This is a genomic window from Castellaniella hirudinis (genome assembly GCF_047468865.1).
Classification (GTDB): domain Bacteria; phylum Pseudomonadota; class Gammaproteobacteria; order Burkholderiales; family Burkholderiaceae_B; genus Castellaniella; species Castellaniella hirudinis_A.
Map to the genome: position 1 here is coordinate 175,593 of NZ_JBLGTV010000005.1, position 14,030 is coordinate 189,622.

Here is a 14,030-nt window from a genome sequence, read left to right on the forward strand (position 1 = left end):
CGTCGGCGGGGGTTCTCCCCGCTCCTGGATTTTGCCTCTTGTTTCAGGCGATTGGGTTTGCCGCCCCGTTTTGCGGCCGCAAAAAAGCAGCCGGCCAGCGGTTACACTGGGTGGTCTTTGTTTGCGGGTTTGCTTGCTATGCTGATGGTTCTGTCTCCGGCTAAAAAACTGGATTTCGATTCGCCGGTGCGCACGGCGCTGCACACGGCGCCCGTGTTCCCGGCCGATACCCGGGCGCTGGTGTCGGTGCTGCAAGGCCTGTCCCCCGGGGACTTGGCCGGGTTGATGCATTTATCGGATGCCCTGTCCCAGCTGAATGCCGATCGCTACCGCGCCTGGGTCGACCAGCCGGATACGGCCGCCGCCCGGCCCGCCGTGCTGGCGTTCAATGGAGATGTCTACGAGGGTCTGCGGGCGGCGCAGCTGTCCGATGCCCAGTTGTCCTGGGCGCAAGACCACTTGGCCATACTCAGCGGCCTGTACGGGGTGCTGCGCCCGCTGGATTTGATCCAGCCGCACCGGCTGGAAATGGGCACCCGGCTGAAAACCGGCCGTGGCCACAGCCTGTACGAATTCTGGGGCGACCGGATCGCCCGGACGCTCAACCAGCGCCTGGCCGCCCAGGCCGGCCCGGCCGTTTTGCTGAATCTGGCCTCCCAGGAATACTTCAAGTCGGTGGATCGCAAGACGCTCACGGCCCAGGTCGTCGATTGCGTGTTCCAGGACGAAAAAAACGGTGTCTGGAAAGTCATCAGTTTCCACGCCAAGCGGGCACGCGGGCTGATGGCGCGTTTCGTCATCGACCAGCGGCTGGACCGCACCGAAGGCTTGAAAGAGTTCGCCGCCGAAGGTTATGCCTTCGATGCGGGTCAATCCACCCCCTCGCGGCTGGTTTTTCGGCGCCCGGAGCGGTTTATCCCGTGACGGGCCGGACGGTCCCGGTCGGGGTGGCCGGGGCGGCCGGGGCCGCCAGCGCCCGCATGTCTTCGCCGATCTGTTGCGCGGCCTTGATCATCTGGCGCAGCGGGTAGGCCAGGCCGGCGTGGCGGCCATCGGCGTCGATCACGTTGGGGATGTCCGCCGGGTGGCCCGCCAGCAGGTTCTTGGCGGCCGTGACCGCCTGCTGGATGCCGTCGGGCTCGGTGTCCAGTTTTTCCAGGGCGGGGATGACGGCCGCGATTTGCGAGGCCAGCGTGTGGTGCTGGATCATCAGGCGGTTCAGTTCGGGCACGTGCCGCTGGCGGCGCGCGGGTTCGTCCATCATGCGGTAGAACGCGCTGGCGAAATTGCTGAAGGCGATATGCACGTTTTTGCGCGCCAGCCGCCACTGGGTGTCGGCTTCGTTTTGCGCCGGCGAGGCCGCCCGCCCCGCCGCCCGGTCTTGGCGGCCGATGTCCACCCAGGCCAGGCCGCTTTGCAAAAAGGCCTGGTTGGCCTGCAGCAGGGCCTGCGCCATGGCGTCCAGGCTGTTGCGTTCCCAGGCGGGCAGGATGTAGCTGCAGCTCAGGGCCAGGACGCAGCCGATGACGGTGTCGATCAGCCGTTCGCCCACCATGGTGTCGGATCCCGGCATCAGGAAATGAAACACCAGCAGCACGAACAGGGTGTTGAACATGGCCGACAGGGTGTAGTTGACCTGAACCAGGCCGTAGCCCAGGATGCTGCAGCTGACCAGGATCAGCAGGTACAGCCGGGCGTCCAGCGCCAGCGAAAACAGCAGCAGCGCCCCGCCGCAGCCGATCAGGGTGCCCATCAGCCGCCAGCCGTTGCGCTGGCGCGTCAGGGCGAAGCCGGGCTTCATGATGATCAGCACGGTCAGCACGATCCAGTAGCTGTGGCCCGCGATGCCGGGATCCAGGGTGTTCACCAGAGGGATGGTCGCCAGCAGGGTGCCCGCCACCATGGCCAGCAGGGCGGCAATCGCCACCCGCACGGCGTAGCGAAATGGCGCCGAGCGCGCATGCAGGTTGTGGGTCAGCAGCCCGATGCGCCATTTCTGGCGGGTCAGGAAGCGGTTCAGCGTGCGGTTGGCCTGCGCCAGGTTGCTGGCGTCCCGGGGCATGGGATTGACCGAGTGATCGGCCATGCGGGCGACCTGCCGGGTCATGTTGCGCAGGCGGCGCAGCACTTGCACCAGCAGGGCGTAGATTTCCGGCTGCCGGGCGGCCAGGCCGGTTTCGCGCAGATGCTGCAGCTCGAATTCCAGGGCGCGCAGTTCGGCCTTGACGCTGTTGCGCACCCGGGCATGGCGGTTGCGGGCCACGTTGAGCGCCAAGCTGGAAACATTGTCGGACAGCTTGCGCATGGCGTCGCGTACAAACAACAGGGCATCGCTGTCGGGCAGGGCCTGGCGCAGCATGGCGTAATCGGTGTGGGTGGCCACCGTGCTGTCCAGCAGGTTGATCATGTCCACGAATAAATTCAGCAGACCCTGGCGCAGGCGGTCGGGGCGGCGGGTGGTGCCGCGCGGCAGCTCGCGCAGCACCATGTCCCGGGCGGCCTGGTGGGCGTCCGTCATAGTGGCCTGGTGATGGATCAGCTGGCGGTAGACGGCGTCCAGATCCTGGTGGATGTCGTAGAAGCGGGCGCGGCTGGCGATGTAGTCGGCGGTGGCGAACAGGGCGGCCGACAGCACCTGCTGTTCTTCGCGATACCACAGCAGCCGGTGGGCCGCGACGCTGTATACCAGGTAGAAGGCGCCCCCCAGGAAAGACACCAGGGTGTGGTGCAGCACGTCGTGCGAGGTCAGCGGGGTGCGCAGGGTGAGGGTCATGATCAGCAGGCAGGCGAAGCCCAACAGGCCGCCGTGTTTGCCGTACACCGTCAGCATCGAGAAGCCGAAGCACAGGGCTGGCACCGCCAGCCAGATGAGCAGTGTGTGGCTGGCCGCCAGCCCGGTGACGGCCGTGGTCAGCGAACCCAGGCACAGGGCGGCGAACATGCCGTTGATGCCGTAGCGGCGCGGCCCGCCCGGCTGATCCAGGATGGCGACGCAGGCGGCCCCCACCGCCGCCACGAAGCCGTCGGCCATCCAGCCCAGTAGCCCGGACAGCACCAGGGCGGGCAGCAGGACGCCCACGGCCTGCCGCAGGCCGCCGAAAAAGTGATGGCTGTAAAAAAAGCGCTGCCATTGCGGCGTCAGTGTCGTCATGCAGCCAAAACCCGGGGGAAGGCCAAGATGTTCGCAGTATAAAGGAAGGCAAAATCGCATTTGCGCTTGCAGCCTATGTTGCAACGCGGTAAATTAGCTCATCGTCGCGCCCCATCGCGGTGCGCCGATGTGGCGAAACCCCCGGGTTACACACCCGGTTTTTTTCGCCTTCCGATTTTATGTCCCCGGATGCGCCAAAAGCGTGATCCAGGACGTCCATTCCCACCACAATGCGCCGGATGGCGCGCGTGTTCCACATCAAGGGGTGCAGGCTGGCCCCGCAGGGTGTCCGGGCACAGCGGTTCCGTGAACCGCCTAGCGTCGGATATGTTGCGGCCTCCGGTACTGGCCCGGGCGACTTTACGGCCGCTTGGTGTGAGGCACAGGTTACGAAAGGAATCCATCATGGAACTCAATGGCGCCGATATCGTCGTGCGTTGTCTGATCGAGGAAGGCGTAGACCACGTGTTTGGCTACCCCGGCGGCGCAGTCCTCTACATCTACGACGCGATCTACAAACAAGACAAATTCCAGCACGTCCTCGTGCGGCACGAACAGGCCGCCGTCCACGCGGCCGATGCGTACTCCCGATCCTCCGATAAAGTCGGGGTCTGCCTGGTGACCAGCGGCCCGGGCGTCACCAATGCGATCACCGGCATTGCCACGGCTTACATGGATTCCATTCCGATGGTCATCCTCAGCGGCCAGGTGCCCACCCATGCCATCGGCCAGGATGCCTTCCAGGAATGCGATACCGTGGGCATTACCCGGCCGTGCGTGAAACACAACTTCCTGGTGCGCGACGTCAAAGACTTGGCCGAAACCATGCGCCGCGCGTTCTACATCGCGCGCTCCGGCCGTCCGGGCCCGGTGCTGGTGGACATCCCCAAGGACGTGTCCGTGGCCACCTGCAAGTACACCCCCAAGCGCGGGCCCACGCAGATGCGCTCCTATGCGCCGGTCACCAAGGGCCACCAGGGGCAGATCAAAAAAGCCGTGCAGATGCTGCTGGCCGCGGAACGCCCCATGATCTACGCCGGCGGCGGAGTGGTGCTGGCCAATGCCGCCGACGAACTGCGCAAGCTGGTGCGCATGACGGGCGCGCCCTGCACCACCACCCTGATGGGCCTGGGCGCCTTGCCGGGCACCGACGAAAAATTCGTCGGCATGCCGGGCATGCACGGCACCTACGAAGCCAATATGTCCATGCAGAACTGCGATGTCCTGCTGGCCATCGGGGCGCGCTTCGACGACCGCGTGATCGGCAACCCCAAACACTTTGCCCAGGTGGCCCACAAGATCATCCACGTGGATATCGACCCGTCCTCGATTTCCAAGCGGGTGCGGGTGGACGTCCCCATCGTGGGCGACGTGCGCGAAGTCCTGCAGGATCTGATCGGCCTGTATGCGCAGACCCTGGCCGAACAAAACGTCAACGAGCAGCGGCTGGCCGCTTGGTGGCAGCAGATCGACACCTGGCGCGCGCGCAAGTGCCTGGACTACGAAAACTCCGACACCGTCATCAAGCCCCAGTTCGTGGTGCAGAAGCTGTGGGAAGTCACCCGCGGGCAGGCGTTCGTCACGTCGGACGTCGGCCAGCACCAGATGTGGGCCGCGCAGTATTATCCTTTCCCCGAACCCCGCCGCTGGGTCAATTCCGGCGGGCTGGGCACCATGGGGGTGGGCCTGCCCTTCGCCATGGGCGTGCAGATGGCCAACCCGGATCGGGACGTCGCCGTCATCACGGGCGAGGGTTCCATCCAGATGAACATCCAGGAGCTCTCCACCTGCAGCCAGTATCGCCTGACGCCCAAGGTGCTGTGCCTCAATAACCGCTATCTGGGCATGGTGCGCCAGTGGCAGGAAATCGAATACGGTTCGCGCTATTCCGAATCCTATGTCGATGCCCTGCCGGATTTCGTCAAGCTGGCCGAAAGTTATGGCCATATCGGCATGCGTATCGACAAGCCCGCGGATGTCGAGCCGGCCATCCGCGAAGCCTTCACAAAATACAAGGATCGCCTGGTATTCATGGATTTCATCACCGACCAGACCGAAAACGTCTGGCCCATGGTGAAGGCAGGCCGCGGCCTGACCGAAATGCTGTTGGGCGCCGAGGATCTGTGAGGGAATAAACCATGAAACACGTCATTTCTGTTTTGCTGGAAAACGAACCCGGGGCCTTGTCGCGGGTGGTGGGGCTGTTTTCGGCGCGCGGCTACAACATCGAGACCCTCACCGTGGCGCCCACGGAAGACGCCACGTTGTCGCGCATGACCATCGTCACAGTGGGCTCGGATGAAATCATCGAGCAAATCACCAAGCACCTGAACCGCCTGGTGGATGTCGTCAAGGTGGTGGATTTGTCCGAGGGCCCGCACGTCGAGCGCGAACTCATGCTGATCAAGGTGCGCGCCGTGGGCAAGGAACGCGACGAAATGAAGCGCATGGCGGAAATCTTTCGCGGGCGCATCATCGACGTCACGGATAAAACCTACACCATCGAACTCACCGGCGTGCAAGACAAGATCGCCGCTTTCATCGGCGCGCTGGACCGCAGCGCCATTCTGGAAACCGTCCGCACCGGCGTGTCCGGGGTGGGCCGCGGCGAACGCGTCCTGAAACTCTAACCTCCGGGCTGTGCCCAACCCTCTATTACCTATTCAAAGAATACTGGAGCTTTACATGAACGTTTTCTACGACAAAGATTGCGACCTGTCCCTGATCAAAGGCAAGCAGGTGGCCATCATCGGTTATGGTTCCCAGGGCCATGCCCATGCGCTGAACCTGCATGATTCCGGCGTGCACGTCACGGTGGGCCTGCGCAAGGGCGGGGCCTCCTGGAAAAAGGCCGAGAACGCCGGGCTGGCCGTCAAGGAAGTGGCCGAGGCCGTGAAAATCGCCGACGTCGTGATGATGCTGCTGCCCGATGAAAACATCGGCGAAGTCTACCGCAGCCAGGTGGCCGACAATCTGAAGCCCGGCGCCGCCCTGGCCTTTGCCCACGGCTTCAACGTGCACTACGGCCAGGTCGTGCCGCGCGCCGACGTCGATGTCATCATGATCGCCCCGAAGGCCCCGGGCCACACCGTGCGCAGCACGTATGCCCAGGGCGGCGGCGTGCCGCACCTCATCGCCGTGCACCAGGATGTGTCGGGCAAGGCCCGCGATCTGGCCCTGTCCTATGCCATGGGCAACGGCGGCGGGCGGGCCGGCATCATCGAGACCAATTTCCGCGAAGAAACCGAGACCGACCTGTTCGGCGAACAGGCCGTGCTGTGCGGCGGCACGGTCGAACTCATCAAGGCTGGTTTTGAAACCCTGGTGGAAGCCGGCTACGCCCCGGAAATGGCCTACTTCGAATGCCTGCACGAACTGAAGCTGATCGTTGACCTGATCTATGAAGGCGGCATCGCCAACATGAACTACTCGATCTCCAACAACGCGGAATACGGCGAATACGTCACCGGCCCGCGGGTGGTCACCGACGCCACCCGCGCCGCCATGCGCCAGTGCCTGGCCGACATCCAGTCGGGCGTGTATGCCAAGAACTTCATCCTGGAAAACGCCGCCGGCGCGCCGGAACTCACCTCGCGCCGCCGCATCAACGCCGAATCCCAGATCGAACAGGTGGGCGGCAAGCTGCGCGCCATGATGCCCTGGATCACGGCCAACAAGCTGGTGGATCAGACCAAGAACTAAGCCCCCAGGCGCGTGCCCGGGATCATTCGGCTCCGATGATCCCGGGTACGCGCCGATTCAATGGGTCGGGGGCGGGCTGCTTGCGCGCCCCCGCGTCCGTGTTCCAGCAGCCGCAGTCCGCTGTGGCCGCAATGCTCAAAGCACGAGACTTGCACGAAGGTTTGTGGCAATTGAACACCGGGTTGTCGATGATGGGCGCCGGCTTAGTCCATAAAAACTTAGCCCATAAGAAGCAAGCAGCCACCGGGTTGCCGCGAAAATTCCAGGGATCGTGAAGCGAGACATCCGTTTCTTTTTCCCCGAGATACTGTATGACCACGTTGTTTGATTCCTTTCAGCTGTCGGGCCTGACACTGGCCAATCGAATCGTCATGGCGCCGCTGACGCGTAACCGTTCGCCACGCGCCGTGCCGCTGCCCATCACCGCCACGTATTACGCGCAGCGCGCCAGCGCCGGGCTGCTGATCACCGAAGCCACGGCCATTTCCCCGCAGGGGCAAGGTTATGCGGACGTGCCTGGCTTGTATTCCGACGAAGCCCTGGCGGGCTGGCGCGCCGTGACCGACGCGGTGCATGCCCAAGGCGGGAAAATCGTCGTGCAACTCTGGCATGTCGGCCGCGTTTCGCACACGCTGCTGCAGCCCGGCGGCCAAGCGCCGGTTGCGCCTTCCGCCATCCAGGCCAAGGCGAAAACCTATGTGCTCGATGCCGGGGGCGGCGGTCAATTCATCCCGACCTCGCCGCCGCGCGCCCTGGATGCCGGCGAACTGCCCGGTATCGTCGAAGACTATCGGCGCGCCGCGCGCGCGGCGATGGACGCGGGTTTCGACGGTGTCGAAATCCACGCGGCCAACGGCTATCTGATCGACCAGTTCTTGCGCCGTGGATCCAATCAGCGTACCGACGCCTATGGCGGCGCCATTGAAAACCGCGCCCGCTTTTTGTTCGAGGTGGTTGCCGCCATCGCCGCCGAGATCGGCGGCGCGCGCACCGGCATCCGCCTGTCGCCCGTCACCCCGGCCAACGACAGCATCGACGCTGATCCGCAGCCGCTGTTTGAATACGTGGCGCGTGGCCTGGCCGCGCATGCGCTGTCCTATGTGCACGTCATCGAAGGCGCGACCGGCGGGCCGCGCGATCATCAGCAAGGCGATGCGCCGTTCGACTATGCCGCGTTCAAACAAGCCTACCGCCAGGCTGGCGGACAAGGCGCCTGGATGGTGAACAACGGCTACGACCTGGCGCTTGCGGAACAAGCGGTCGCCAGCGGCGCCGCCGATCTGGTGGCTTTTGGGCGGCCTTTCATCAGCAATCCCGATCTGGTCGAGCGGCTGCGCCAAGGCGCCGCGCTGAATCCAGGAGACCGCGACACCTACTACGGCGGCGGCGAACACGGATATACCGACTATCCGACCCGGGGCGGATAACGGCGGCGCGCGCCCTGCCGTTCGTCGTGGGCGCTGCGGCTGAGGGCGGGGCCAGGGCATGCTCAGGCAGCGCCGGGCCATCCCCTTGTCAAAATTGGGTTATTCTTGCGCCTATCATGAAAATCCCTCCTTATCCGCATCCCCGCATCGCCCGCGAAGGCTGGGGCATCCTGGCCGGCAGCCTGGCGGCCTCGGTGCTGGTCAGCTTCTGGTCCTGCTGGGCAGCCATTCCGTTTTGGCTTTTTACGCTGTTCGCCCTGCAGTTTTTCCGCGACCCCGCGCGTTCCGCCCCCGAGGGCGATGGGCTGGTACTCAGCCCCGCCGATGGCCGGATCGTCTGCGTCGAGGATGCGCCCGACCCCTATGCCGGGGGGCGCCGAGCCCTGAAGATCAGCGTGTTCATGAATGTCTTCAACGTGCATTCCAACCGTGCCCCGGTCGATGGCAAAGTCCAGTCGATCACGTATTTTCCGGGCAAGTTCTTCAATGCCGCCCTGGACAAGGCGTCGCTGGAAAATGAACGCAACGCCCTGGTGCTGCGCACCCTGCAGGGCCACACGGTGACGGCCGTGCAGGTGGCCGGGCTGGTGGCCAAGCGCATTCTGTGTCACGCCCAGGTGGCCCAGACCCTGTATGCGGGCCAGCGCTACGGTTTTATCCGCTTCGGTTCGCGGGTGGACGTATACTTGCCCCTGGGCGCGCGCCCCCGGGTGGCCATCGGCGACAAGGTTCAGGCCACCAGCACCGTGCTGGCCGTGCTGCCCGATGCCCCCGACGATGAACATTCCCCCGCCTGATTCCCCTTCCATGCCAGACGAAAGACAGCGCCGCCGCAGCATTTACCTGCTGCCCAACGCATTTACCACCGCGAACCTGTTCGCCGGCTTCTATGCCGTGGTGCAGTCCATGAACCAGCACTTCGAGATCGCCGCCATCGCCATCTTCCTGGCCATGGTCTTCGACAGCATGGACGGGCGGGTGGCGCGCCTGACGAACACCCAGTCCGTTTTCGGCGAGCAGTACGATTCCCTGGCCGACATGCTGTCGTTCGGCATGGCGCCCGCGCTGGTCATGTACCAGTGGTCGCTTCAGGGCCTGGGGCGCTGGGGCTGGCTGGCCGCTTTCATCTATGTGGTGGGCGCGGCCCTGCGCCTGGCGCGCTTCAATGCCAACATCGGCAAGGTCGACAAGCAGTATTTCCAGGGCTTGCCCAGCCCGGCGGCGGCGGCCCTGGTGGCCGGCTTCATCTGGCTGTCGGTGGATAACAAATTATCCATGGCCGATGGGCTGGTGCCCTGGGCGGCCCTGGCCATGACCATCTACGCCGGGGTGGCCATGGTGTCGAACGCGCCGTTTTTCAGCGGCAAGTCCTTTGCCCTGGGGCGCAGCGTGCCTTTTTGGGTCATGCTGCTGCTGGTGGCCGTGTTCGTGTTTGTCTCCAGCGACCCGCCCGTGGTTCTGTTTGCCTTGTTCGTGCTGTATAGCTTGTCGGGCTGGGTGGTATTGCTGTGGCGCGTGCGCCGGGCGCGCCGCCTGGGTCAGCGCATGCGGGCCGAAGCCGAGGCCGAAGATCACCCTTGACCCTCCCTCCACGTGCGCCCGGCGTGTGCGCCGCAGCGGCAGCATCCCGTCATGCGCGCCTGGCGGAATCCGTTATATAATTCAAGACGCGCCACGTTTTGCGTGGCGTTTTTTCATCCCACGGCAGCGCGCCTCGGTGCTGCCGCCTGTTTTCGAGGTTAAAACACAATGTCTGTTGCAGAAATCGTCAAATCCGACATCGTGGCGCAATTTCAACGCGCCGCCGGCGACACGGGGTCTCCCGAAGTCCAGGTGGCCCTGTTGACCGCCCGCATCAATGAACTCACCGGCCACTTCAAGGCCCACAAGAAAGACCATCACTCGCGCCGTGGCCTGCTGCGCATGGTCAGCCGCCGCCGCAAGCTCCTGGATTACCTCAAGGGCCGCAACCCCGACGCCTATCGCGCCCTGATCGAAAAGCTCGGTCTGCGCAAATAATGCCCGGGGGCTTCGATCCCCTAGCTTTAGCCGTGCACGCTGCCGCCTTGTCCGCAGTGTGCGCGGCTTTTTGTCATGGGCTGTCCACAGCGTTTTCCATCCGTCGTGGATGGAGTGCGGGCGCGTGCCCGCAGACAGCCCTTTTATAGGATAAAAAAATGTTCAACAAAGTCAGCAAGTCTTTCCAGTACGGCCAGCATACCGTCGTCCTGGAAACCGGCGAAATGGCCCGCCAGGCATCTGGCGCCGTGCTGGTTTCGGTGGATGATACCGTCGTCCTGGCCACCGTCGTGGCCGCCCGCACCGCCAAGCCCGGCCAGGATTTCTTTCCCCTGACCGTCGATTACGTCGAGAAAACCTATGCCGCCGGCAAGATCCCCGGCGGTTTTTTCAAGCGTGAAGGCAAACCCTCCGAAAAAGAAACCCTGACCTCGCGCCTGATCGACCGGCCCCTGCGCCCGCTGTTTCCCGAAGGTTTCTACAACGACGTCCAGGTCATCATCCACACCGTTTCGGTCAATCCTGAAATCGATCCCGACATCCCGGCGATGATCGGCGCGTCGGCGGCGCTGGCGATCTCCGGCATTCCTTTCGGCGGCCCGGTGGGCGCGGCGCGTGTGGGGTATGTGGACGGCCAGTATGTGCTCAATCCCAGCACCACGCAGCTGCGCGAACAGTCCCAGTTGGATCTCGTGGTGGCCGGCACCGAAGCCGCCGTGCTGATGGTCGAATCCGAGGCCCGGCAACTGCCCGAAGACGTGATGCTGGGCGCCGTGGTGTTCGGCCACGAACAAATGCAGGCTTGCATCAACGCCATTCACGATCTGGTGGCCGAGGCCGGCAAGCCCGAATGGGACTGGCGGCCCGCTCCGCGCAACGAAGTCCTGGCCACGGCGGTGCGCAGCGCCGCCTTCGACGCCCTGAAAGCGGTCTATCAGGTGCGCAACAAGCAAGAACGCACCGTCCAGCTGCGTCAGGTGTATGCCGATGTCAAGGCCAAGCTGGCCGAGCACGCGGCGGCGCGGGGCGACGAAGCCCCCGATCACGTCGAAGTCGAGAACATGCTGTTCGCGCTTGAATCCGAGATCGTGCGCGGCCAGGTTCTGAACGGCGAACCGCGCATCGACGGGCGCGACACGCGCACCGTGCGCCCCATCAGCATCCGCCTGGGCGTGCTGCCGCGCGCCCATGGCTCGGCCCTGTTCACCCGGGGCGAGACCCAGGCCCTGGTGGCTACCACGCTGGGCACCAAGCAAGACGAGCAAATCATTGACTCCATCATGGGCGAGTACCGCGACCGCTTCATGCTGCACTACAATATGCCGCCGTTCGCCACGGGCGAAACCGGCCGCTTCGGGGTGCCCAAGCGCCGCGAGATCGGCCATGGCCGCCTGGCCAAGCGTGCGTTGCTGCCCCTGCTGCCCGATCCCGAAGACTTCCAATACACGCTGCGCCTGGTGTCCGAAATCCTCGAATCCAATGGGTCGTCCTCGATGGCCTCGGTGTGCGGCGGCAGCCTGTCCATGATGGACGCCGGCGTGCCGGTCAAGGATCATGTGGCCGGGGTGGCCATGGGCCTGATCAAGGAAGGCGGCAAGTTCGCCGTGCTGACCGACATTCTGGGCGACGAAGACCACCTGGGCGATATGGATTTCAAGGTCACCGGCACCGTCACGGGGATCACGGCCTTGCAGATGGACATCAAGATCCAGGGCATCACCAAGGAAATCATGCAGGTCGCCCTGGCCCAGGCCCGCGAAGGCCGCTTGCACATTCTGGAAAAAATGCGCGCCGCCATCGACGGCTCCCGCCAGGAACTCTCCGATTTCGCGCCGCGCATGCTGCGCGTGAAGATCAACCCGGAAAAAATCCGTGACGTGATCGGCAAGGGCGGCGCCACCATCCGCGCTCTGACGGAAGAAACCGGCTGCCAGATCGACATCGGCGACGATGGCAACATCACCATCGCCAGCGCCGACCTGGATCGCGCCCACGAAGCCGAGCGGCGCATCAAGGAACTGACCGCCGACGTGGAAGTGGGCCAGGAATACCAGGGCACGGTGCAGCGCCTGCTGGATTTCGGCGCCATCGTCCAGGTGCTGCCCGGGCGCGACGGCCTGCTGCACATCTCCGAGATCGCCAACTACCGCATCGCCGACATCAACGACGTGCTGAAGGTCGGCCAGTCGGTGCGCGTGAAGATCCTGGAAGCCGACGACCGTGGCCGCTTGCGTCTGTCGGTCAAGGCCATTGGCGGGATCGAGGCCCAAGGCGGCCCCGCGGCGCCCGGGTCGGCCCCGGCAGCCGAGTAAGCAAGCGGAGCCGCGCGGTCCCCTTTGCGTTGTTGCCGCGCCGCCGGCCGGCGACGCGGCGAAGTGGGGGCTGCGGCTCAAACGCTTGTTGCAAGACAACGAAACGCCCCGATCCGAGTATCGGGGCGTTTTCGATTGTCCGGGGCCACCCCCTGGCGTTGGGTGAGGCCGTCCGCTTGTCCTGACGGCTTGTCTGTGTGCCGCCGATGGCGCGTCCGGGCGACCGATGGCGGCAGCATGGGCCGATGCGCCTGACAGTGATGCCTGTTCAGGTGTCCAGGGTCAGGACGATTTTCCCGATCTGCTCGCCCGCGTCCATCATGGCATGAGCCTTGGAGGCTTCGTTCAAGGGGAAAGTGGCGTAGATTTTGGGCTGGATGGCGCCCGACGACAGCAGTGGCCAGACCCGCTGCTGCAGGGCCTGGGCAATGGCCGCCTTGAACGCCACGGGCCGCGCCCGCAAGGTGGAACCGGTGATTGTCAGGCGGCGCGCCATCACTTGCCAGCAGTTCATGTTGCCGTGGGCGCCGCCCAGTTGGGCGATCATCACCAGCCGGCCATCATCGGCCAGGGCTTTCAGGTTGCGCGGCAGGTAGTCGCCCGCGACCATGTCCAGGATGACGTCCACGCCCCGGTGATTGGTCAGCCGGTGGATTTCCTCGACGAAGTCCTGGGTGCGGTAATTGATGCCTGTGGCGCAGCCCATGGCCTCGATGGCCTGCACCCTTTCGGCGCTGCCCGCCGTGGCGTACACCGTGTGGCCGAAAGCGTGCGCCAGCGTAATGGCGGTGGTGCCGATGCCGCTGGCCCCGCCGTGCACCAGCAGGGTCTCGCCGGGCGCCAGGCGGCCCCGGTCGAAAACGTTGCTCCAGACGGTGAAATAGGTTTCCGGCAGGGCGGCGGCCTCGATCATGGACAGGCCTTGCGGCACCGGCAGGCATTGGGCGGCGGGCGCCACGCAGTATTGCGCATACCCGCCGCCGGCCACCAGGGCGCAGACTTCGTCGCCCAGGGACAGCCCGGCGGCTTCCGGCTCTCCGCCGACGATGCGGCCCGCGATTTCCAGGCCGGGCAGATCGGACGCCCCCGCGGGCGGAGGATAGCTGCCTTGACGCTGGAACACGTCGGGGCGGTTGACCCCGGCGGCGATCACCTGGATCAGAACCTCGCCCGGCCCGGGCACCGGGGTAGGGCGATCCGTCAGGCACAGGACTTCGGGGCCGCCGGGGCGGGTGATTTCAATGGCTTGCATGGCAGGACTCCTAACACAGGCTTAATTATGCGTTAAACTTGCGGTCTTCACCGGGGAAGCGTGCCAGAGCGGTTGAATGGACCGGTCTTGAAAACCGGCGATGGGGCAACTCATCCGTGAGTTCGAATCTCACCGCTTCCGCCAGAATCCCCCTTTTTTTCACAGGT

General features: G+C 64.7%; 11 protein-coding genes and 1 tRNA gene. 10 read left to right on the plus strand and 2 right to left on the minus strand.

Features of this window, described 5'->3' with window-relative positions:
• Positions 1 to 138: 138 nt before the first annotated feature.
• Entirely contained in the window at positions 139 to 924 is a 786-nt protein-coding gene (yaaA, locus tag ACMHYJ_RS08920) for a peroxide stress protein YaaA (protein WP_414245826.1), read from the plus strand.
• Here yaaA and ACMHYJ_RS08925 read toward each other — a convergent pair.
• Positions 914 to 3,151, minus strand: coding sequence for an FUSC family membrane protein (locus ACMHYJ_RS08925; protein ID WP_414245827.1), 2,238 nt, complete (start codon positions 3,149 to 3,151; stop codon positions 914 to 916). The genes yaaA and ACMHYJ_RS08925 overlap by 11 nt on opposite strands.
• A gap of 405 nt (positions 3,152 to 3,556) precedes the next feature.
• On the opposite strand from ACMHYJ_RS08925, the gene ACMHYJ_RS08930 reads away from it, so the two are divergent.
• The 8 genes from ACMHYJ_RS08930 to pnp all read left to right on the plus strand — a co-directional run bounded on the left by ACMHYJ_RS08930 (position 3,557) and on the right by pnp (position 12,611).
• On the plus strand, positions 3,557 to 5,278 hold the full coding sequence (locus ACMHYJ_RS08930) for an acetolactate synthase 3 catalytic subunit (RefSeq protein ID WP_414245828.1): 1,722 nt from the start codon (positions 3,557 to 3,559) through the stop codon (positions 5,276 to 5,278).
• An 11-nt stretch (positions 5,279 to 5,289) separates the two neighbouring features.
• Positions 5,290 to 5,781 carry an acetolactate synthase small subunit gene (gene ilvN / locus ACMHYJ_RS08935; protein ID WP_414245829.1) on the plus strand — a complete coding sequence of 164 codons (492 nt, stop codon included), beginning with the start codon at positions 5,290 to 5,292 and terminating at the stop codon, positions 5,779 to 5,781.
• 55 nt (positions 5,782 to 5,836) lie between these two features.
• Positions 5,837 to 6,853 carry a ketol-acid reductoisomerase gene (gene ilvC, locus ACMHYJ_RS08940; RefSeq protein ID WP_414245830.1) on the plus strand — a complete coding sequence of 339 codons (1,017 nt, stop codon included), beginning with the start codon at positions 5,837 to 5,839 and terminating at the stop codon, positions 6,851 to 6,853.
• 311 nt (positions 6,854 to 7,164) lie between these two features.
• Entirely contained in the window at positions 7,165 to 8,280 is a 1,116-nt protein-coding gene (locus ACMHYJ_RS08945; RefSeq protein ID WP_414245831.1) for an alkene reductase, read from the plus strand.
• Positions 8,281 to 8,396: 116 nt separating this feature from the next.
• Positions 8,397 to 9,077, plus strand: a complete 681-nt coding sequence (locus tag ACMHYJ_RS08950) for a phosphatidylserine decarboxylase (RefSeq protein WP_414245832.1) — start codon at positions 8,397 to 8,399, stop codon at positions 9,075 to 9,077.
• A gap of 10 nt (positions 9,078 to 9,087) precedes the next feature.
• Complete coding sequence (gene pssA / locus ACMHYJ_RS08955) at positions 9,088 to 9,861, plus strand: CDP-diacylglycerol--serine O-phosphatidyltransferase (protein WP_414245833.1); 774 nt, start codon at positions 9,088 to 9,090, stop codon at positions 9,859 to 9,861.
• Positions 9,862 to 10,029: 168 nt separating this feature from the next.
• Positions 10,030 to 10,299 (plus strand): 30S ribosomal protein S15, encoded by a 270-nt coding sequence (rpsO, locus tag ACMHYJ_RS08960; RefSeq protein WP_414245834.1) that lies wholly within the window; start codon positions 10,030 to 10,032, stop codon positions 10,297 to 10,299.
• A 158-nt stretch (positions 10,300 to 10,457) separates the two neighbouring features.
• Positions 10,458 to 12,611 (plus strand): polyribonucleotide nucleotidyltransferase, encoded by a 2,154-nt coding sequence (gene pnp, locus ACMHYJ_RS08965; protein ID WP_414245835.1) that lies wholly within the window; start codon positions 10,458 to 10,460, stop codon positions 12,609 to 12,611.
• A gap of 268 nt (positions 12,612 to 12,879) precedes the next feature.
• Here pnp and ACMHYJ_RS08970 read toward each other — a convergent pair whose 3' ends face one another.
• A complete protein-coding gene (locus ACMHYJ_RS08970) occupies positions 12,880 to 13,863 on the minus strand; it encodes an NAD(P)H-quinone oxidoreductase (protein WP_414245836.1) in 984 nt (327 codons plus the stop codon).
• 54 nt (positions 13,864 to 13,917) lie between these two features.
• On the opposite strand from ACMHYJ_RS08970, the gene ACMHYJ_RS08975 reads away from it, so the two are divergent.
• Positions 13,918 to 14,007, plus strand: a tRNA-Ser gene (locus ACMHYJ_RS08975).
• Positions 14,008 to 14,030 lie beyond the last annotated feature (23 nt).

Coding starts and splice junctions, on each gene's coding strand:
- ACMHYJ_RS08925 (WP_414245827.1), bottom strand. CDS start 3,151: ATGACGACACTGACGCCGCAATGGCAGCGCTTTTTTTACAGCCATCAC.
- pnp (WP_414245835.1), top strand. CDS start 10,458: ATGTTCAACAAAGTCAGCAAGTCTTTCCAGTACGGCCAGCATACCGTC.
- yaaA (WP_414245826.1), top strand. CDS start 139: ATGCTGATGGTTCTGTCTCCGGCTAAAAAACTGGATTTCGATTCGCCG.
- ilvN (WP_414245829.1), top strand. CDS start 5,290: ATGAAACACGTCATTTCTGTTTTGCTGGAAAACGAACCCGGGGCCTTG.
- ACMHYJ_RS08930 (WP_414245828.1), top strand. CDS start 3,557: ATGGAACTCAATGGCGCCGATATCGTCGTGCGTTGTCTGATCGAGGAA.
- rpsO (WP_414245834.1), top strand. CDS start 10,030: ATGTCTGTTGCAGAAATCGTCAAATCCGACATCGTGGCGCAATTTCAA.
- pssA (WP_414245833.1), top strand. CDS start 9,088: ATGCCAGACGAAAGACAGCGCCGCCGCAGCATTTACCTGCTGCCCAAC.
- ACMHYJ_RS08950 (WP_414245832.1), top strand. CDS start 8,397: ATGAAAATCCCTCCTTATCCGCATCCCCGCATCGCCCGCGAAGGCTGG.
- ilvC (WP_414245830.1), top strand. CDS start 5,837: ATGAACGTTTTCTACGACAAAGATTGCGACCTGTCCCTGATCAAAGGC.
- ACMHYJ_RS08970 (WP_414245836.1), bottom strand. CDS start 13,863: ATGCAAGCCATTGAAATCACCCGCCCCGGCGGCCCCGAAGTCCTGTGC.
- ACMHYJ_RS08945 (WP_414245831.1), top strand. CDS start 7,165: ATGACCACGTTGTTTGATTCCTTTCAGCTGTCGGGCCTGACACTGGCC.